Source organism: Streptomyces sp. NPDC027663 (genome assembly GCF_055566415.1).
The window spans coordinates 350589-369830 of sequence record NZ_JBVHSK010000007.1 but is presented as its reverse complement, the minus strand read 5'-3'; the positions used below and the strand labels follow the sequence as shown (position 1 = coordinate 369830).

The following is a 19242-nucleotide window of genomic DNA, read 5'->3' as shown; positions in this document are numbered from 1 at the left end:
CACATCAGGGGTTCTTCTCGATCTCGTCGAGGGCATCGAGGAACCGGACGAGTTCCTCCTGAGTGCCGAGCGACGTGCGTATGTATCCGGGGAATCCGAACAGCCCGGCATTGCGAACGAGAATGCCGAAATCGGCGGCGAGACGGTCCTGCGCCAGGGCGCAGTCCCGGGCCGCGACGGCGACGAAGTTGGTCACGGAGGGCAGATGGCCGCGGCCGCGGCGGTCCAGTTCCGCGGTGAACCAGCTGCGCCGCTCGGCGGTGGACCGGCGCACCCCGTCGAGGAAGTCACGGTCCCCGAGGGCGCTGAGGGCCGCCGCCTGCGCGAGCCGGTTCACGCTGAACGGCAGGGAGCGCAGCGTCTGCCGCAGCGCGGCGATCAGCGCGGGCTGCCCGACGGCGTAGCCGATCCGCAGCGCGGCCAGGCCGTAGGCCTTCGAGAAGGTGCGCAGCGCGACGACCGGCGCGCCGTCGTCCATGAGGCCGCGGGCCTGCGGGACGCCCGGGCCGGCGAACTCCATGTAGGCCTCGTCGAACACCAGCGGCACCCCGCTGCGCCCCGACGCCTCCACCAGGGCGGTCAGTTCGTCGTGGGTGTGGGCCGCGCCGCTGGGGTTGTGCGGATTGCAGAGGTAGCCGACCCCGTGCTCGGGCAGCCGCGCGGCGAACGCCTCCGCGTCGATGTCCGTGCCGCTCAGCGGTACGGCGGTGCAGCCGCGCCCGATCAGGTCCAGGCAGGTGCGGTAGCCGGGGAACGTGCCGTCGGTGACGAGGCCGGGGCGGGCGCGGTCGCCGAAGGTGAGCGAGGTGGCCAGGACCAGTTCGTCACTGCCGTTGGCGACCGCGATGTGCTGCGGGGTGACGTCCCAGTGCTCGGCGAGCGCGTGGATCAGTTCCTGGCGCTCGGGGTCCGGGTAGACGTTGACCCGCCCCAGCTCGCGCTCGGCCGCCTGCAGCGCCGCCTTGCTGGCGCCGTAGGGGCTCTCGCTGAGGTGCAGGCGGATCAGGTCGTCGGCCCCGGGGATGCTCGCGTTGAACGACTTGCCGGGGCCGGCCGGGGGCGGGGTCACAGACTGTCCCCCAGCAGGACGCCGAAGCAGTAGCTTCCGACCTCGGCCTCGAGGGTGAGGAAGCAGTGCTCGCTGCCGGCCGGGATGCGCATCACGGCGGGCGAGACCAGCTCGTACTTCTCGCCGTCGAGCTGGACCTCGATGCGGGCGCCGCCCTTGTTCGGGGACACCAGCAGGTACAGCTCGTCGACCGGGTGGGTGTGCGGTGCGGCGACGGGCTTGCCGACCAGCGCGCTGAGTTCCCCGCCGGCCAGCTGCACCGGCAGGCCGCCGAACATGTCGGCGGTGAGGTAGAACGGCGCGGGCTGGTGGTGGCCCGCCACGGCGAGGGGGATGGGCAGGTCCTCGACGATCTCGGCGTCGCCCGGACGTCGCTCGCTGGTCACTGGGCCTCCAGAACGAAGAGGTAGGTGTGCGGGGCGCCGAAGGGGATGGTCCGGCGCAGGTGGAGGCCACCCTCGCGGAAGAGGTCCTCGTACTCCTCGCGCGTGTAGATCGGCACGCCCATCAGGGCGTGCGCCAGCTCGAAGCCGCTGGAGAAGACCGGCAGGGTGTCGCTCCCGCCGCGCGGCCGGACGGTGGTGTCGCCCAGCAGGAAGGTGTGCGCGTTCGGGAACGCCTTGCGCAGCGCCGGGATGACGTCCATGCGGGTGCTCGGGTCGACCAGCAGGTCGTGCAGGAACATGAAGCTCATCGCGACGTCGACCTGGTCGGCGCCCTCGATGCGGCGCCCCCGGAAGAGGACGTCCAGGACGTCGGCGCAGATCGGCTGGACCCGGTCGGTCAGACCGTGGCGCTCGACGGTGCCGGCGGCCAGCTCGGTGGCCGAGGCGCTGATGTCCAGGCCCAGACCACGGGCCCCCGGACGGGACTTGACGAGGCGGCAGACGCGCTCGCTGATGCCGCTGCCGAGGTCGGCGATGACGGAGAAGTCCAGCTCGGCGATCTGCTCGTCGAGCAGGTGCCGCATCAGCGCCAGGTCGGCCTGGGCCGAACCGAGCGCGACCATGGCCTCGTTGCGCAGCACGTCCTTGCCGAAGACGCGCTCTCCGCGCGTGATGGACGCGGCGCTCGCGAACACGTCGTGATAGCCGCCGACTCCCCAGGTGAAGAACCCGATCTTGCGGCGGAGTTCGTCCCACGCGGGCGCGGGCGTCACCTGGCCGTCGGTCACGACGAGGAATCCGAAGGACTCCGCCGCGGACAGCAGGCGGCGGAAGACCGTTTCGTCCAGCTGCTGCGCCCGGCAGTACTCCGGGACGTCGAGCCGGCCGTTCTCGTCGAACCAGGCGAAGAGCCCCAGCTGTTCCAGGGCGAAGACGACGTTCGTGGAGATGAATCCGTTGAACGCGGTGTCGGCGTCGAGCGGGGTCTTCGCGTCTCCACGCCAGTCCGCGGGGAGGAAAACGCTTTCGCCTGCCTCTGGTATGCCGTCGCGGGAAACGGGAGCAGTCACAAGAAGAGCCTTCCTTGTTCAGTCGATGCCGACGGCATCTCGGGCGGTGCCGACGACATTCAGGTCTCGGTGCCGACCGGTCACGCGAGGGGAGACGGGGTGGCGATGTGTTCCACGGCGGCCGCCAGCTCGCTGACGGTGGGGTGGTCGAAGAACAGCCGGTTGGGCAGGTGGATGCCGAGTTGCCGGCGGAGCCGGATCAGCACCTGCGTGGCTTTCAGGGAGTGGCCACCCGCTTCCAGGAAGGGGGTGTCGTCATCGAAGTCGTCATGGCCGAGGACCTCGATCCAGGCGGCCCTGACCTGCTCTGTCATCGTCCGCGCAGGCATGTGTCCCGCTGCTTCGGAATGCGGTTCCGGACGAGTCTTCACACCGTCGTCGGTCAAAAGGGATTCCCCCGTGTCATTTCGGCTGGCAGTTCATCACACCGGAGATGTGCACTGCCTTGGACGGCAGCGCACATAGGCATGGCTGTGAGGACTTCCATTGTTGATCCCCCGTGAAAAAGGACGCGCAACCGGCGGATCAATCCGGTTCGGTCCTCGAGCTGAATGCTCACCGTGACGGCCAATGCCGATATTGGAGCGTAGGCAGTGGCCATCGAGCCAGTCAAGGGTCGATTATCGGCCACGCCCTACCCCGTGACCTCGGCCAACACATCGACGCTGCGTGTCAACCGCCTCTGGCGGGGTATGCGCACCGGCCAGCCACTTGGCTGAAAAGGTGGTTGACGGCTGAAACTTGGCCTACTTACAGTCGGTGCGACGTTTGTGAACGCAGTATTTCAAGGCTGCGGTCGACCGGGGCAGGATCCGGCGTGACAGGGGGAATGATGTACGCCGCTACGGGGGACCATGCACGGGCCGGCAGACCGGCAGGGCGCAGCAGCAGACTGACGCCCGAACTTCACTGAAAATTAGGGCTGTTCGGTTGTCCTGACCCACAACCGGCGCTCTTTTCCTGGCTGTTGGCGGCCATTCAGGTTCACTTTCCCGCGACCGGTGCCCCTCCGGGTTGCCCTGCCGCGTGCGGCCGGGGCGGACGAGGCGCCGGCCGCCCCCACGAGATGCACCAAGGAACGTGTTGAGGCATGCGATTCTGGGCGCCGGCGGAGTCGGGCTCGCCCTCGGAGCGGCCCTGGCCCGTGGCGGCCACGACGTCACGCTGGTGATGCGGGAGAGCACCCGAGCCCGCTACTCCGGGGCGATCGACGTCCACAGCCGGCTGCGCGGCGACCACTCCGTGCCGGTCCGCGCGGTCGGCCGGCTGGCCGAGCCGGCCGACGTCCTCTGGGTGACGGTGAAGGCACCGGCACTCGAGGCCGCCCTGGCCCGCACCGACCCCGCGCTGGTGCCGGGCGCGGTGGTGCCGCTGCTCAACGGGCTCGACCATCCCCGCCTGCTACGGGCCCGGTTCGGCCCCCGCCAGCTCGTCGGAGCCATCCGCATCGAGGCGGAACGGACCGGGCCGGGCCAGGTGACCTGGAACTCCCTGTTCGCCGAGGTCGCTCTGGCGGCGGACGAGGGTTTCGCCACCCACGCCGATGCACCGCCGCCCGGCATGCTCGCCCGGGTCACCGAAGCCCTCGCGGACGCCGGCATCGGCGGCGTCACCGAGCCTGACCCGGCGAGCGTCCTGTGGCGCAAGCTGGTCCTCCTGCTGCCGCTGGCCCTGGCCACCACCGCCGCCGACGGCCCGCTCGGCGTGGTCCGCCGGCAGCCCGAGCTGCGGATGCTGCTGCACGACGCCGCACGAGAAGCCTGCGCCGTCGCGGCGGCCGAGGCCGTCGCCGTCGACGGACAAGACCTGCTGAACACCCTCGACAAGCTGCCCGGCCGGACCGACACCTCCCTGCACCGGGACGTGGCGGCCGGTGTCCGGCCCACCGAACTCGCCGCGCTCACCGAGCCGGTGCTGCGCCGCGCCCGGGACCACGACCTGGCCCTGCCGGCGATCGCCGAGCTGACGCGCCGGGCCGCGGAGCGGGAACGGCGGGCGGAAGCTCCCGCACCGCACTGATCCACCTACAGCAATGGAGAAACGTTATGACTGTCGGTTCGGGCGAGAAGCAGGCCGAAACCCTGGAAGCCACGCTGAAGCAGATCCTCGTCGACGACCTCTTCCTCGACGTGCCCGCTGACCGCATCGGGGACGACGACGGTCTCCAGGACGTCCTGGGGCTGGACTCCCTCGGCTTCGTGGAGCTGCGCGCCCAGTGTGAGGCGCGGTTCGGCGTGAAGATCACGGACGCCGAGTTCACCCCGGTCCACTTCCGCTCCGTCCGCACGGTGGCCGACCTGGTGCGCGCCCTGCAGGCGAACACCGCCGGCGAGCACGTGGCGGTCCCGAAGTGAGGGAACCGGCCTCCTCCGAGCAGCTGGACGTCTGGCTCGCCTGCCAGCGCGAACCGGACTCCGACCGTTACAACGTCCCGGTCGACCTGGAGTTCACCCCGGACGTCGACGTACCGGCGCTGCGAGCCGCCCTCGGCGACGTCCTGCGTGCGCACCCCGCCCTGCGCAGTTCCTTCTCCACCGACGGCGGCGAGCTGTGGCGCACCGCCGAGGCGGAGCCGCCCCTGGCCTTCGTCACCGAGCGGCTGCCCGGCCGGTACGACCGTGCCGAGGCCCTCGCCCGCGCCGTCGTCGCCGGCCGCGCCCCCCTCGGCATCGCCACCGCGCCCCTGCTGCGGGCCACCCTGCTGACCGGCGAGGGCGGCGCTCTGCTCGCCCTGACGATGCACCACATCGTCTCCGACGGCTGGTCCAGCCGGATCGTCGCCGAGGACCTGGTCGAGGCGTACCGGTCCCGGGTGGCGGGCGGCCCGGGCCTCGCCCCGCGCCCGGCTCCCGACATCGATGCCACCGGCGACGGCCTGGCCGACGCCGCCGCCGAGGAGTACTGGGCCGCCGCCCTGCGCGAGGCCCCCGCCTCCCTCGCGCCCCCGTACGACCTGGTGCCCGAGGACGGCTTCCCCGGCCCCTCCGGCCGGGTGGAGGTCCTCCTCCCCGCCGAGGTCGCCGCCGGCGTCCAGGCGCTGGCCGCGGCCGAGCGCAGCTCCCCCTCCGTGGTGGTGCTCGCGGCCTGGTCGGTGCTGCTGCACGCATGGGCCGGCGAGTCCGAGGGCACCCTCGGCATGGTCTTCGCCGGCCGCCGGGACGCCGACGCCGAGCGTGTCGACCTGTTCAGCCGGGTGCTTCCCCTGCGCAGCCGGTCGGACTCCGCCGACCGTTTCCTCGACGTCACGGCCCGGCTGCGCGAGCAGATGCTCGACGCGATGGACCACACCCATCTGCCGATGCGACGGCTGCGCGAGATCCGCAGCGAGCAGTCCGACGGCCCGGGCGTGGAACGCACGGCGTTCATGTACACGCCGGCCTACGAGGAGGAGTGGCAGGCCGGCGACGTGACCGTGCGCCGCTTCGACCACCCGGACGAGACGACGAAGTACGAGTTCTCGGTCAACGTGCTCGAGGGCTCGGCCGGCACCCGCCTGTGCGTCTACTACGACACCGCCCGCTACCGCCACGCCACCGCCGAGCTGTTCGCCGGGGAACTGCGCGAGCTGCTGGCCCGTGCGGTGGCCGCCCCGGACACCTCGTGCGGCGATCTCCTCGCCGCCTGCGACCCCGGCCTGTCCCGGGTCGCCGCGCACGGCGCACCCCTCACGGCACCGGCGCCCGGCATCCCCGAGCTGGTCCTGCGGCACGCGGCCACCCGCCCCGACGCGGTCGCCGTACGCCACGGCGACCGTGTCCTCACCTACGGCGAACTCGGCGCCCGTGCCGGCGAGCTGGCCGGCTGGCTGCACGACCGGGGTGTGGGACCCGGCGACACCGTGGCCCTGCTGCTCGCGCCCGGCGTGGACACCCCGCTGTTCTGGCTGGCGAGCGCCCTGGCCGGCGCGGCCTACCTGCCGCTCGACCCGGCCTATCCCGAGGCCCAGCTCCAGCTGATCGTGGACGACGCCCGCCCGGCCGTCGTGGTCGTGGACCCGGGCTGCGGGCACACCCTCGACGTGCCGGAGGGCACCGCCGTACGGCTCGACGAGGTGCCGGCCCAGGCGCGCGGCCTCGCCGCACCCGAGCTGCCGTACGACGACGCCGCCACCCTGTGCGTGCTCTACACCTCCGGGACGACCGGCAGGCCCAAGGGTGTCGTCCTGCCCCACCGGGGTCTGGCCCGGCTGTTCCAGCGGCCCGACTTCATCCCGCTGGACGAGACGGACGTGGTCGCCCAGCTGTGCCCACTCAACTTCGACGGCGCCAGCTACGAGATCTGGGGCGCCCTCACGCACGGCGCCGAACTCGTCGTCCTCGACAAGCACCTGGTGCTCAGCCCCCGTGAGATGCGGGCGGTCGTCCGCGCGCGCGGGATCACCACCCTGCTCGTGACCACGCCGCTGCTGAACCGGATCATCGAGGACGCCCCCGACACCCTCCAGTCACTGCGCCGCGTCTACTTCGGCGGCGAGCTGATCTCCGTGCAGCACATGCGCCGCGCGCTGCGCTGGAGCCGCCCCGGCGTGCTGCTGCACAGCTACGGACCCACCGAGAACTCCTTCACCTCCACCTGGTTCGCGATCACCGAACTCGCGGCGAACGCCCGCACGGTGCCCATCGGCAGCCCGGTGCCCGGCACCGAGGTGCGGGTGGTGGAGGAGGGCGGCACCCGGCTTGTGCCGCGTGGCGTGCCCGGCGAACTGCTCCTCGGCGGCGTCGGGCTGGCCGACGGCTACCTGAACGCGCCGGAGATGACCGCCGACCGCTTCGTCACCGACGGCGGGACCCGGCTGTACCGCACCGGTGACCGGGTGCGGTGGACGCCGGAGGGCCTGCTGGAGTTCATCGGCCGCAAGGACAACCAGGTCAAGATCCGCAGCCAGCGCGTCGAACTCGGCGAGGTGGAGGCCGTGCTGGACGCCCACCCGGCCGTCGAGTCGGTCTTCGTCACCACCCGCGTCAACCGGCGCGGCGAGAAGGAGATCGTCGCCTACGCCGTCGCCGCGCCCGGCACGGACGCAGACGAGATCGGCCGGCACGCCAAGCTGCGGCTGCCCGCCTTCGCGGTGCCCAGCCACCTGGTGCTGGTCGACGAGCTGCCGCTCACCCCGACCGGCAAGATCGACCGGCGCCGGCTGCCGGACGTGGAACGCGGGGGAACACCCCTGCAGCCCGCCCCTGCCGCCGCACCCGTCGCACCGGCTCCGGCTCCCGCCGTGGCCCCGGCTCCCGCCCTGCCCTCCGTACTGGACGGCGTGCGGGTGGCCTGGCAGGCGGTGCTGCAGCACGACGGCTTCGGGGACGACCGCAACTTCTTCGACGCGGGCGGCCATTCGCTGCTGCTGGTGAAGCTGCGGGAACAGCTGCGGCTCGCGACCGGCGCCGACGTCCCGGTCATCGACCTGCTGCGGCACGTCACGGTCCAGGACCAGGCCCGCCTGATCGCCACGGCCCACCGGCCCACGGCCGCCCCGGCAGCCGCCCCCGCACCGGCCGCCTCGCCGGCCGCACCACCCGTACCGGACACCGCTCGGCGGACCACGGCCCGTACGCCGTTGCCCCGCCCGGCAGCGGAGCACCGGCCCGCGGCCGGCGGACCCCGCCACCACGTCCTCGCCCTCTCCGCAGCCACCGCCGACGCGCTCGCCGTGGCCCGGGAGCGGCTGGCCGCCCACCTGGAGGCGGACCCGCAGATGGCACTCGCGGACGTCGCACACACCCTGGACCGGGGCCGTGAGCGGTTCCCGCACCGGTTCGCCGTGGTCGTGGACGACCGGGAGCAGGCGATACGGGCCCTGCGCGACGGCAGTGGCCACACGGCCCACGCCGTCCCCGGCTCCGCCCCCGCCGTGGCGCTCGCGTTCGCGGAGGCCACCGCAGGCACCGACGGCGTGACGCCTCAGGTGCGGCTCGCCGAGCGGCTCGCCGAACGGGGCGTGACCCCGGCGGCAGTGCTCGGTGCCGGCACCGGCCGGATCTCGGCCGCCGTGGTGAGCGGTGCCCTCGGCCTGGACGACGGGCGCCGGTTCGCGGCCGACGAGTCCGGGACCGTACCCGTACCCGGCCGGCCCGCCGTGCTGTGGAGCACCGGGCTCGGGCCGGTCACGCCCGACGGCCCCGCCCCGCAGCGCGAGCATCTGTCGGCCGAGGCCGATACCGCCAAGCTGCTGCAGGTCGCCCGCGACCAGCTCGGCGAGGTGGCCGTCCTGGAGCTGCCTGCCGCGGACATGGACGAGGAAGCCCTGCTCGGTGCCCTCGCGGAGCTCTGGTGCCAGGGCGTCGAGCCCCGGCTGACCCCGGACGGCCCGGCCCGCCGGCTGCGGCTGCCCGGCCACCCCCTCTCCTGGGCGCACGGCGCCCGCCCCGACCACTCGTGAACGTCCCAGAACAAGGAAGGTCCGCATGCCGCACGTACGAGGCGAAGCCGCCGTTCTCGTCGAACCCGGGCGCCTGGAGGTGGAGGAGGTCACCTTCCGGGAGCTGAAGGAGGACGAGGTCCTGGTCCGCAACTCGCTCGCCGCCATCTGCGGCAGCGATGTGCACCGGGTGCGCGCCGAGTCCCCCTTCTTCCGGGACATGCGTGACCACCCCTACCCCTGTCCTGCGGGCTACCCGGGCCACGAGGGCATCGGCGAGGTGGTGGAGAGCCGCTCGGCGCGGTTCGCGCCCGGCGACTTCGTGCTGACCGTGCCGAACCACGCCTACATGGCGTCGTTCGCGCGCTACCAGACCATCGCCGACCGCTTCCTGCTGCCGGTGAAGAACACCGGCACGCCCTCCGTCCACCTGATGGCGCAGCAGCTCGGCACGGTCGTCTTCGCGCTCAAGCGGTTCTGGCCGGAACCGGTGCCCGAGGGCCGTACGGCCGCCGTCGTCGGCGTCGGCTCGGCGGGCCTGCTGTTCCTGCAGATGCTCAAGCACCGCGGCTTCGAGAAGGTCGTGGCGGTCGACCTGGAGCCGGGCCGGCTCGAGGTGGCGCGTTCGCTCGGCGCGGACGCCACCGTGCTGGTGCCGGGGCAGAACGCCGAGGAGGTCGTCATGGAGGTGACCGGCGGCCAGGGCGCCGACCTGGTCATCGAGGCGGCCGGCACCGACGGCGCCCGCGCGCACGCGATGCGCATGGTCGGCCAGCAGGGCCGGCTCGGCTTCTTCGGCATGCCCGAGGACTACGACATGCACATCCCGTACGCCCATCTCTTCGTGCGCAACGCCCACCTGATCCACGCGGTGGGCGGCGCCCAGCTGGAGCCGGGTCTCGCCTCCTTCCGCACCGCCCTGGACCTCATCGGGGACGGCTCGATCCGCGTGGACGACCACATCACCCACACCTTCGACATCAAGAACATCGCCGACGCCTTCGACCTCGCTCACCACCGCGGGGACGGGGTCGTCAAGGTCGCGCTCACCTTCGACTGAGGCAGGGTCGCATGTCAGAACTCTCCCAGCGCTCCGACCCGGTCGCCGTCATCGGTGTGGGCGGGCGCTTCGCCAAGGCGCCCGACGTCGAGGCGTTCTGGGCCAACCTCGTCGCGGGCCGTGACTGCTTCCAGCGGGAGCCGGTGCCGGTCGTGGAGGACCTCGGTGAGGACCGGCTGCGGGTGCACTCGTGGGGAGTGGCCCCGCACCGGGACACCTACGACAGCGCCCTCGTCGGCATAGAGGGCCTGGACCCGCAGCACGGCATCCTCCAGGAGTCGCTGTGGCAGGCGGCCGAGGACGCCGGGCTGAAGCTGTCGGCGATCGCCGACCGGACCGCCGTGTACGCCGGCTGCGCCCGCACCAAGCATGTGCCGCGGGCCGCCTTCGACGACGTGGTGCACGTCGACCCGACGTTCGCCGGGCCCTACTTCTCCTATCTCCAGGACCTGTGGGGCGAGTCGCTGATGCTGGACTCGGCGTGCGCCACCTCGGCCGTCGCCGTCCATCTGGCCTGCCAGAGCCTGCGGCTGCACGCCTGTGACTACGCCCTCGCGGGTGCCGTCGCCATCCAGGAGGACGCCGACGGCACGTATCTGCGCACCCCGCGCAGCATCTACTCCACCGAGGGCGTCGTGCGCCCCTTCGACCGCCGCCACAACGGCGTGGTCCCCGGGGACGGCTCCGGCGCGGTCCTGCTGCGCCGGCTCGACGACGCGCTGCGCGACGGCGACCCGGTGTACGCCGTCATCCGGGGCAGCGCCGTCACCAACGACGGCCGCGCCAAACCCGGTTTCGTCATCCCGGGCGTCGACGGCAAGGTCCGCGCCGTGCGCCGGGCCCTGGAGGCCGCCGGACTGACCGGGGCCGACGTCGACTACGTCGAGACGCACGGGGTCGGCATCCCGCTGAACGACCAGATCGAGGCCACCGCCCTGATCGAGGCGCTCGGCACCGAGGGCGAGCCGGTGGCGGTCGGCTCCGTGAAGGCCTCCGTCGGCCACTGCGACACCGCGGCCGGCATGGCCGCCCTGATCAAGACCTGCCTCGCGATGGACCGCGGCTTCCTGCCCGCGACCCCCAACACCGAGGACCCCATCGAGGAGTTCACCGGGCGCGGCGCGCGCTTCGGGATCCTCCCCGAAGGCCGTCCCTGGACCGCGAACGGCCGCCCCCGCACGGCCGGCCTGATGTCGGCCGGCGTGGGCGGCACCAACGCCTTCCTCGTCCTGGAGGAAGCCCCGGCCGGCTGACCGGTCACCCCTTTCCCTCCCGGATCTCCCTCCGGACTTTTTCTACCGAGCAAGAAGCAAGGAGCAGGCATGTCCGTCAACGCCGACCTCTACATCGAGGTCAAGAACTTCTACGCCCGTCAGATGCGCGTCCTGGACGACCTCGACATCGAGCAGTTCACCGCCACCTTCACCGAGGACGGCTCGGTCGCCCACCCGCACCGCGGCGAGAAGGTGGAGGGCCGTGAGGCGATGCGCACCAAGATGAAGAGCATGCTCCCGATGTACGAGGGCCTGGTCACCCGCCACTGGTTCGACCACTTCCTGATCGAGCCGGCCGAGGGCGACGGCCTGCGCGTCACCTACTACTCGCTGGTGACCCAGACCAACACCAAGGACGAGGTCCACTTCTTCTCCTCGTCCAGCGTCGAGGACCGCATGGTGCGCGTGGACGGCGAGCTGCGCATCCGCGAGCGGACCATCCACCGCGACAACCCCAAGTACGGCCGCGTCATCTGACGCTCCGCCACCACATTCGCGGCTCACGGAGGAGGGCAGAGCAGATGGCAGAGCAGTGGGAGCTGCCGCCGGCCGAGTGGAACGACACGGCTCGGCCGTTCGAGGACCAGGTCAGCATGATCGACCTGATCGAACGGCGCGTACGGGAGAACCCGGACGCCCCGGCCGTCCGCCTCGGCGACGACGAGGTCAGGACGTACGGGCAGCTCTGGGCCGACTCGGGCCGGCTCGCCCGCTTCCTGAGCGCCCAGGGCGTCGGCCGGGGCGCGTTCGTCGGCATCCTGCACGAGAACTCGTACGACAGCGTGCGGGCCGTCGTGGGCGTGCTGCGCTCCGGTGCCGCCTACGTGCCGCTGGACGCGCGCTGGCCGGCCTCGCGGATCGCCACCCCCGTGGGCCACCTGGGCATCGGCTGGATCGTCACCAGCCGTGCCCTGGCGCGCCGCGCGGAGGAGGCCGGGCACCTCGCGGGCGCCGGCCTCCGGCTGGTCTGCACGGACCTGTCGGCCGTGACCCCGGACCCGCTGGACACGGAGGCGGTGGGCCTGCTCTGGGACACCGTCGCCGAGGACGAGGACCAGGCCCGGGCCTCGGGCTTCAACCAGAACCCGGCCGACGGCATCACCGCCGCGGAGATCGGGACGTACGTCTCGCACGTGCGCGACCTCGTGCTGTCGGTGGCCGACCGGCCCCGGGTCGTCGAGGTGGGCTGCGGCGCCGGTCTCGTCGCCTGCGCGCTGCGCGACCGGGTCGCCGGCTACACGGGCGTCGACGTGTCGTCCGTGGCGCTGGAGCGGGCGGCCCGGGAGTACGGCGAGGGCGCGCGGTTCGTGCAGGCCCCGGCCGACGGGCTCGGCGGCGTGCTGGAGCCGGAAGGCACCGATGTGGTGGTGCTGGCCAGCGTCGCCCAGTTCTTCCCGGGCTTCGAGTACCTGCGGTCCGTGCTCCGGGACGCGCTGGGCGCCCTGGCGCCGGGCGGGGCGGTGGTCCTCGCCGACCTGTCGGAGCCGGGCGAGGGCCGGGGCCAGGGCGGCCATCTGCAGGTGCCCGCCGCGTGGTTCGAGCGCCTGGCCGACCAGCTCGGCCTGCCGGTGCGTGCGGAGATCCACCGCCGCGAGGGGGAGGCCTGGCCGCCCGCCCTGCGGGACCGCTACGACGTCGTACTGCGCCTGGCACCGGCGGAACCGAGCACGCCGTACACGCCGGTGATCAGCACGTGGAGCGACGTGCAGGCCGCCGGCGAACTGCCGCTGCCCGCCGGACCGGGCGCCGACGACACCGCGTACGTCATCTTCACCTCCGGCTCCACCGGCGTGCCCAAGGGCGTCTCGGTGCGCCACCGCAGTGCCGTGAACGTCATCCAGTGGGTCAACGAGACCTACGAGGTGGGGCCTGACGACTGTCTGCTGTGGGTCACCGCGCTCACCTTCGACCTCTCGGTGTACGACCTGCTGGGTGTCCTGGCGGCGGGCGCCAGCCTGCGCGTGGTCCCGGCGGCGGAGCTCTCCGACGGCGAGCGGCTGCTGGAGATCATGCTGCACGAGCCGGTGACCTTCTGGGACTCCGCTCCGGCTGCGCTGAGCATGGTGATGTCCTTCGCCGAGGAACCGCAGGACGACGCCCGGGTGCCCGCTCTGCGGCTGGTGTTCCTCAGCGGCGACTGGGTGCCGCTGGCCCTGCCCGGCCGGGTCCGGGCCCGCTTCCCGCAGGCCCGTGTCGTGGCGCTGGGCGGCGCGACCGAGGCGACCATCTGGTCCAACCACTTCGACGTCGGCGAGATCGACCCGGAGTGGACCAGCGTGCCGTACGGCAAGCCGATCCAGAACGCCCGCTACTACGTCCTGGACGAGGACCGCAAGCCGCTGCCGATCGGCGTGGAGGGCGACCTCTACATCGCGGGCGTGGCCGTGGCCGACGGGTACGTGGGCGATCCGGAGCTGTCGGCCGCGAAGTTCACCGCCGACACGGTCGGCGGCCTGGAGGGCGAGCGGATGTACGCCACCGGCGACCGGGCCCTGTGGCGGACCGACGGCAACCTGGAGTTCCGGGGCCGCCGGGACGACCAGGTGAAGGTGCGCGGCTACCGGATCGAGCTGGGCGAGGTGCTGGCCGCGCTGCGACGGGTGCCGGGGGTCGTGGACTGCGCGGTCACCACGCTGCGCGGCGACGACGGCCCGCAGATCGTGGCGGCCGTCGCCGGCGGGGCGGGGGAGCAGGAGGTGACCGGCGGTCTCGTCCGCCGTCATCTCGCCGGCGCCCTGCCCAGCTACATGCTCCCGGAGCATGTGCTCGTCCTGCAGGCCCTGCCGGTCGGGCCCACCGGCAAGGTGGACCGGGACCAGCTGGCCCGTCTGGCGGCACGTCCCCGCAGCCGCCGCCCGCGCTGACGCGAGGGGGCGGGGCAGCCGGCCGTCCGACCGGACCACCGGATGCCCCGCCCCGCGCCTCACCCGGCGCCGGCCGCTCGGTTACTGACGGACGCCCATCTTCCACACCATCGCCGCGATGGCGTCGGAGTTGACGTCCAGGGTGCGCTGGTTGATGTTGGCGGGGGTGTCACAGGCCAGGTGGTAGCACTTGTCCATGGCCTCGCCGGCGGTGCCGCCCCACTTCGCGACCTGCTCCGGGGTCTTGACCTCGGCGGAGCCGGTGAAGATGCCGCCCACCGGGACGCCCTTGGCCAGGAACGGCTCGTGGTCGCTGCGGCCGTTGAGCGCGGTGGCGGGCTCGGTGGGGATGCCCTTGGCGTCGAAGAAGGCCTTGAAGTGCCGGGCGACCTCGGGGCTCTGGTCGTAGACGAAGTAGCCCGGGTTGGGCGAACCGATCATGTCGAAGTTCAGGTAGGCGCTGATCTTCGACAGCTCGGACGTCGGCAGGGTGTTCACGTAGTGCGTGGAGCCGATGTAGGTCTCCTCCTCGGTTCCCCAGAAGGCGAACCGGAGGTGGTGGGAGGGACTGACCTGCTTGGCGGAAACCGTGAGTGCGGTCTCCAGGATGGCTCCCACGCTGGAGCCGTTGTCATTGATTCCGGGGCCCGTGTCCACCGAGTCGAGGTGCGCACCGACCATGAGCACCTTTCCGGAGCGGCCGCCGTGCGGCCAGTCGGCAATCAGGTTCCAGCTTTTCTTCCCGCCGAACTCGAATTCCTGGATCGAGGTCTTGTATCCGGCGGCGTCCAGCTTTCCCTTGACGTAGTCGAGGGACGCCTGATAACCCGGCGTGCCATGGGCCCGGTTGCCGTTGTTGGCGTCCGAGATCTTCTGCAGGGCATCAAGGTGACGCATCACCTTGGCGACCGAGATGTCAGGAGCAGAAGCCTTGTGAGCAGGCTCTTCGGCGTGCACACCGGCCGTGCCCAGCAGCAGGGCGGAGAGCGTTGTGGCCGCGACGACGGCTGAACGGGACGAAACGAAAGGCACTGCGAATTTCCCCTCTGAGATGCGGGCGCTTGACTTTTCCGATCAAGGGGTCCCCCGTGATCGTCCCGAATATTTCACGCCGTTCGGTCGGCCCGCCACCGCCTTCACAAGTGGAGTGAAGTGGGCGTTCCTTTTGCGCCAGGTTGGCAACAACACCGCTTCCGCCGGAGCGGGTGCAGAAATCACGCCTTGACGGCTGCAAAGGCGTCGAAATAAAGCAGAATTGATGGCGCATTTCATACGGCCCGGTTTCGCTTTACGCAAGCCGGCGCGCCGTACGGATCCACACGCACACGGGTCTCAGGGACAACGCCCGATCCCGGCCCGGTCGAAACTCGGTGGGCGTTGTCAGTGCCGGTCCGTAGGCTCGCACGTGATGCCCACGACACGTGCAACCACCGAGGACCGTTCCGCAGTCCGCACCCTGCTCCGCCTGTGGCCGTACGTCCGTCCCGTGCGCGCCCGGCTGTTCACCGCCGCGTTCGTCGCGATAGTCGCGTCCTGCAGCGGGCTGGTGATCCCGCTCGTCCTGAAGTGGATGGTCGACGGTCCGGTCGCGGACCGGGACCCGGCGGGCGTCTGGCTCGGTGCGCTGTACCTGCTCCTGCTCGGCATCGCCGAGGCGGTCCTGTTCGGCATAAGACGGTGGCTGGTCGCCCGCCCGCTGTCGCACGTCGAGGCGGAGATGCGCGCGGACCTCTACCGCCGGCTGCAGCGTCTGCCCGTGTCCTTCCACGACCGCTGGGCCTCCGGCCAGCTGCTCTCCCGGGGCACGACCGATCTGATGCTGGTGCGCATGTTCCTCGCCTTCCCGCTGACGTTCCTGCTCGTCAACGGTGTGACGATCGCCGTCGGCGTGGCGATCCTGCTGGCCCAGGACTGGGTGCTCGGCCTGCTCGTCCTCGGCCCGGTCCTGCCCCTGATGTGGACCTGCGTGGTGTTCGAACGGCGGTACGCGGAGGTGGCCCGGCGCGCCCAGGACCAGGTCGGGGACCTGACGACGGTGGTCGAGGAGAGCGTGCTCGGCATCCGCATCATCAAGGGCTTCGGCCGCCACCGCAGCCAGGCGCGGGCGTTCCGCGCACTGTCGGGCACGCTGCGCGGCACGGAACTGCGCAAGGCCCGGCTGCTGGCGACCCTCTGGGGCATCATCGTCGCCCTCCCGGAGGTGGCGATCGGGGCGGCGCTGGTCCTGGGCGCGATCCGGGTGGCCGACGGCGGTCTCTCGGCCGGCACTCTGGTCGCCTTTCTGAGCACGGCACTTGCGCTGCGCTGGCCGGTGGACTCGATCGGCTTCCTGCTGGCGATGAGCCAGGAGGCGGCGACCGCCACGGAACGGTACTTCGAGGTCCTCGACGAAGTGCCGGAAGACCAGTCGGCCGGGGGCGGCTCCCGCCACTCGGCGCCGACAGGTGCCACCCCCACGCTCCCGGCTTCGCCCGGGCGGGGCGCAGCCCCCTCGCCCGCCCGTGCCGCCTGGGAATCCCCCCGGGCCGGTGAGGAGCCAAGGGACGCACGAGTGCCCGCGGCCGGGTCCGGACTGCGGTTCGAGAACGTGCGGTTCCGCTACCCCGACGCACCCCCCGGTTCCCCGCCCCTCCTCACCCACATCGACCTCCACATCCGCCCCGGCGAGTCCATGGCCCTGGTCGGCGCCACCGGCAGCGGCAAGACCACGCTCACCGCGCTCGTCCCCCGGCTGCACGAGGTCACCTCCGGCCGTATCACCCTCGACGGCGTCGACATCACCGCGATGCCCCGCGAGGAACTCCGCGCGAAGGTCGCCATGGCCTTCGAGGAACCCACGCTCTTCTCCGCGAGCGTCGGCGAGAACGTCCTCATGGGAGCCCCGCACGGCGCCGGGGACCAAGAGCTCGACCGGGCCCTCGCCGTCGCGCAGGCGGAGTTCGCGCACGCGCTCCCGCAGGGCACCGACACCCAGGTCGGCGAACAGGGCCTCAGTCTCTCCGGCGGCCAGCGGCAGCGCCTCGCGCTGGCCCGTGCCGTGGTCGGCCGGCCGGAGTTCCTGGTGCTGGACGACCCGCTGTCCGCCCTGGACGTGCACACGGAGGCCGCCGTGGAGGCCGCACTGCGCCAGGTCCTCGCCGACACCACCGCGCTGATCGTGGCCCACCGCCCGTCCACGGTGCTGCTCGCCGACCGGGTCGCCCTGCTCTCGGGCGGCCGGATCGCCGCCGTCGGCACGCATCACGAGCTGCTGCGCACGAACGCCGAGTACGCCCACCTGATGGCCGGGGCACAGGAGGACCACCGATGACGACCACGACCGCCTCCGCCCCCACCACGGACAGCGGCGGCCAGAACCGTCCGGCGGACGGCGACCCCTTCGACCAGGACGTCCTGCCCACCCCGCCCGGCGCCACCTCCGCCCTGCTGCGCTCGCTGCTCGCCCCCGTGAAGGCCCGGGCCGCGCTCACCACGCTCCTGCTGCTGCTCCAGCAGGCCGCGGTGCAGGTGGGCCCGCTGCTGGTGGCGTACGCCATCGACAACGCCGTACCGGCGTTCCGGGACGACCGGCACGGCCCGCTGATCGCGGTCGCCGTCGCCTATCTGCTGTGCGCCCTGGCCTCGGGCGTGCTGCAGTTCGCGTTCATCGAGGCCTGCGCGCGGGTCAGCCAGGACGTGCTGCTGGACCTGCGGGGCAGGATCTTCCGGCATGCGCAGGCGCTGAGCGTGGACTTCCACGAGCGGTACACCTCGGGCCGGCTGATCTCCCGGTCCACCACGGACGTCGAGTCACTGCGCGAACTCCTCAACGACGGCCTCCAGGAGCTGGTGACCGTCATGCTGTCCTTCGTCTACATCGCGGCACTGCTGCTCTGGCTGGACCTCGGCCTGGGCGCGGTCGCGGTGGCCTCCTTCGTGCCGCTGTACCTGCTCGTGCGGATCTACCAGCGGCGCGCGGGGCGGATCTACCGGGCGCGGTCCACGGCGATCGCGGCGGTGATCGTGAAGTTCGTGGAGACGATGAACGGCATCCGGCCGGTGCGCGCTTTCCGCCGGGAGGCCGCCAACGACGCCGAGTTCGCCGTGCTGAACCAGCGGCACGAGCGCACCAACGGGGACGCGCTGCTGGAGATGGCCCGCTACGTGACCGGTTCCCGGCTCGTCGCCAACACGGCGGTCGCCGGAATCGTGCTGTGGGGTGCCCACCGGGTGGCGTCCGGCTCGCTGGAGCTGGGTGTGCTGGCCGCGGCGGTGCTGTATCTGCGCCGGCTCTACGACCCGATCGACCGGCTCGGCATGTTCCTGAACTCCTACCAGTCGGCCGCCGCCTCCCTGGAGAAGATCGCCGGCCTGCTGGCGCAGACCCCGTCCGTGCCGGAGCCCGCGCAACCACGCGAACTTCCGCCTCTCAAGGACGAGTTCCCGGGCCGCGAGGTCGTCTTCGACGGGGTCGGTTTCGGCTACCGCACGGGCGGCGAGGTGCTGCCCCGCTTCGACCTCACCCTGCCGGCCGGGCAGACGGTCGCGGTCGTCGGTTCCACCGGCGCGGGCAAGTCGACCCTGGCCAAGCTGCTCGCCCGCTTCTACGACCCCTCCGCCGGACGCGTCCTGCTGGACGGCGTGGACCTGCGCGAGCTGGCGATGCCCGAACTGCGGCGCGGGGTGGTCATGGTGACGCAGGAGGCGTTCCTGTTCTCCGGCACGGTCGCCGACAACATCGCGATCGGCCGGCCCGACGCCACCCGGCAGGAGATCGAGCAGGCCGCCAAGGCGATCGGCGCGCACGAGTTCATCAGCGCCCTGCCCGACGGCTACGACACCGACGTCCGCAAGCGCGGCGGGCGCATCTCCGCCGGCCAGCGCCAGCTGGTCGCCTTCGCCCGGGCGCTGCTCGCCGACCCGGCGGTGCTGATCCTGGACGAGGCGACCAGTTCCCTGGACATCCCGGGGGAGCGGGCGGTGCAGCAGGCGATGACGACGGTGCTGCGGGGCCGTACCGCCGTGGTGATCGCGCACCGGCTGTCCACCGTGGAGATCGCGGACCGGGTGCTGGTGATGGAGCACGGCCGGATCGTCGAGGACGGCCGGCCGGACGAACTCATCGCGGGCACCGGCCGGTTCGCGGATCTCCACAAGGCGTGGCGGGACAGTCTGGCGTAGC

The 19242-nt window shown here is 72.1% G+C and carries 14 protein-coding genes; 9 read left to right on the top strand and 5 right to left on the bottom strand.

The features are described 5' to 3' along the window. Positions 1-4 precede the first annotated feature (4 nt). The 4 genes from ACZ4SF_RS21650 to ACZ4SF_RS21635 form a co-directional block, all read right to left on the bottom strand. Positions 5-1069, bottom strand: coding sequence for a pyridoxal phosphate-dependent aminotransferase (locus ACZ4SF_RS21650; protein WP_468386758.1), 1065 nt, complete (start codon positions 1067-1069; stop codon positions 5-7). Then, positions 1066-1455, bottom strand: a complete 390-nt coding sequence (locus ACZ4SF_RS21645; RefSeq protein ID WP_468386756.1) for a cupin domain-containing protein — start codon at positions 1453-1455, stop codon at positions 1066-1068. The genes ACZ4SF_RS21650 and ACZ4SF_RS21645 overlap by 4 nt, the downstream gene beginning before the upstream one ends. Then, a complete protein-coding gene (locus ACZ4SF_RS21640; protein WP_468386753.1) occupies positions 1452-2525 on the bottom strand; it encodes an SAM-dependent methyltransferase in 1074 nt (357 codons plus the stop codon). Before ACZ4SF_RS21640 ends, ACZ4SF_RS21645 begins: the two co-directional genes overlap by 4 nt. An 80-nt stretch (positions 2526-2605) precedes the next feature. Continuing rightward, the gene (locus ACZ4SF_RS21635) at positions 2606-2854 is read right to left on the bottom strand and encodes an acyl carrier protein (RefSeq protein ID WP_468386751.1); all 249 of its coding nucleotides are present in this window, start codon (positions 2852-2854) and stop codon (positions 2606-2608) included. A gap of 754 nt (positions 2855-3608) precedes the next feature. On the opposite strand from ACZ4SF_RS21635, the gene ACZ4SF_RS21630 reads away from it, so the two are divergent. The 7 genes from ACZ4SF_RS21630 (at position 3609) to ACZ4SF_RS21600 (ending at position 14081) form a co-directional block, all read left to right on the top strand. Further along, a complete protein-coding gene (locus ACZ4SF_RS21630) occupies positions 3609-4544 on the top strand; it encodes a ketopantoate reductase family protein (RefSeq protein ID WP_468386748.1) in 936 nt (311 codons plus the stop codon). A 26-nt stretch (positions 4545-4570) separates the two neighbouring features. Beyond that, entirely contained in the window at positions 4571-4879 is a 309-nt protein-coding gene (locus ACZ4SF_RS21625; RefSeq protein WP_468386746.1) for an acyl carrier protein, read from the top strand. Further along, the gene (locus tag ACZ4SF_RS21620; protein ID WP_468386743.1) at positions 4876-8904 is read left to right on the top strand and encodes a non-ribosomal peptide synthetase; all 4029 of its coding nucleotides are present in this window, start codon (positions 4876-4878) and stop codon (positions 8902-8904) included. The genes ACZ4SF_RS21625 and ACZ4SF_RS21620 overlap by 4 nt, the downstream gene beginning before the upstream one ends. A gap of 25 nt (positions 8905-8929) precedes the next feature. Next, on the top strand, positions 8930-9943 hold the full coding sequence (locus ACZ4SF_RS21615; protein WP_468386740.1) for a zinc-binding dehydrogenase: 1014 nt from the start codon (positions 8930-8932) through the stop codon (positions 9941-9943). A gap of 11 nt (positions 9944-9954) precedes the next feature. Continuing rightward, on the top strand, positions 9955-11196 hold the full coding sequence (locus ACZ4SF_RS21610; RefSeq protein ID WP_468386738.1) for a beta-ketoacyl [acyl carrier protein] synthase domain-containing protein: 1242 nt from the start codon (positions 9955-9957) through the stop codon (positions 11194-11196). Between the two features lie 69 nt (positions 11197-11265). Continuing rightward, the gene (locus tag ACZ4SF_RS21605; RefSeq protein WP_468386736.1) at positions 11266-11694 is read left to right on the top strand and encodes a nuclear transport factor 2 family protein; all 429 of its coding nucleotides are present in this window, start codon (positions 11266-11268) and stop codon (positions 11692-11694) included. 44 nt (positions 11695-11738) lie between these two features. Beyond that, entirely contained in the window at positions 11739-14081 is a 2343-nt protein-coding gene (locus ACZ4SF_RS21600) for an amino acid adenylation domain-containing protein (RefSeq protein ID WP_468386734.1), read from the top strand. Positions 14082-14162: 81 nt separating this feature from the next. On the opposite strand, the gene ACZ4SF_RS21595 is transcribed toward ACZ4SF_RS21600, so the two are convergent. After that, positions 14163-15113, bottom strand: coding sequence for a M28 family metallopeptidase (locus ACZ4SF_RS21595; RefSeq protein ID WP_468386731.1), 951 nt, complete (start codon positions 15111-15113; stop codon positions 14163-14165). Positions 15114-15489: 376 nt separating this feature from the next. On the opposite strand from ACZ4SF_RS21595, the gene ACZ4SF_RS21590 reads away from it, so the two are divergent. Together ACZ4SF_RS21590 and ACZ4SF_RS21585 are read left to right on the top strand one after the other, a co-directional pair. Next, entirely contained in the window at positions 15490-17391 is a 1902-nt protein-coding gene (locus ACZ4SF_RS21590) for an ABC transporter ATP-binding protein (RefSeq protein WP_468386728.1), read from the top strand. Further along, positions 17388-19241, top strand: coding sequence for an ABC transporter ATP-binding protein (locus ACZ4SF_RS21585; RefSeq protein ID WP_468386725.1), 1854 nt, complete (start codon positions 17388-17390; stop codon positions 19239-19241). The genes ACZ4SF_RS21590 and ACZ4SF_RS21585 overlap by 4 nt, the downstream gene beginning before the upstream one ends. The last annotated feature ends 1 nt before the right edge of the window (position 19242 follow it).

Excerpts from the sequence above, each read along its gene's own strand:
- ACZ4SF_RS21615 (WP_468386740.1), top strand. The coding sequence starts at position 8,930 with ATGCCGCACGTACGAGGCGAAGCCGCCGTTCTCGTCGAACCCGGGCGC.
- ACZ4SF_RS21585 (WP_468386725.1), top strand. The coding sequence starts at position 17,388 with ATGACGACCACGACCGCCTCCGCCCCCACCACGGACAGCGGCGGCCAG.
- ACZ4SF_RS21635 (WP_468386751.1), bottom strand. The coding sequence starts at position 2,854 with ATGCCTGCGCGGACGATGACAGAGCAGGTCAGGGCCGCCTGGATCGAG.
- ACZ4SF_RS21610 (WP_468386738.1), top strand. The coding sequence starts at position 9,955 with ATGTCAGAACTCTCCCAGCGCTCCGACCCGGTCGCCGTCATCGGTGTG.
- ACZ4SF_RS21605 (WP_468386736.1), top strand. The coding sequence starts at position 11,266 with ATGTCCGTCAACGCCGACCTCTACATCGAGGTCAAGAACTTCTACGCC.
- ACZ4SF_RS21600 (WP_468386734.1), top strand. The coding sequence starts at position 11,739 with ATGGCAGAGCAGTGGGAGCTGCCGCCGGCCGAGTGGAACGACACGGCT.
- ACZ4SF_RS21625 (WP_468386746.1), top strand. The coding sequence starts at position 4,571 with ATGACTGTCGGTTCGGGCGAGAAGCAGGCCGAAACCCTGGAAGCCACG.
- ACZ4SF_RS21590 (WP_468386728.1), top strand. The coding sequence starts at position 15,490 with ATGCCCACGACACGTGCAACCACCGAGGACCGTTCCGCAGTCCGCACC.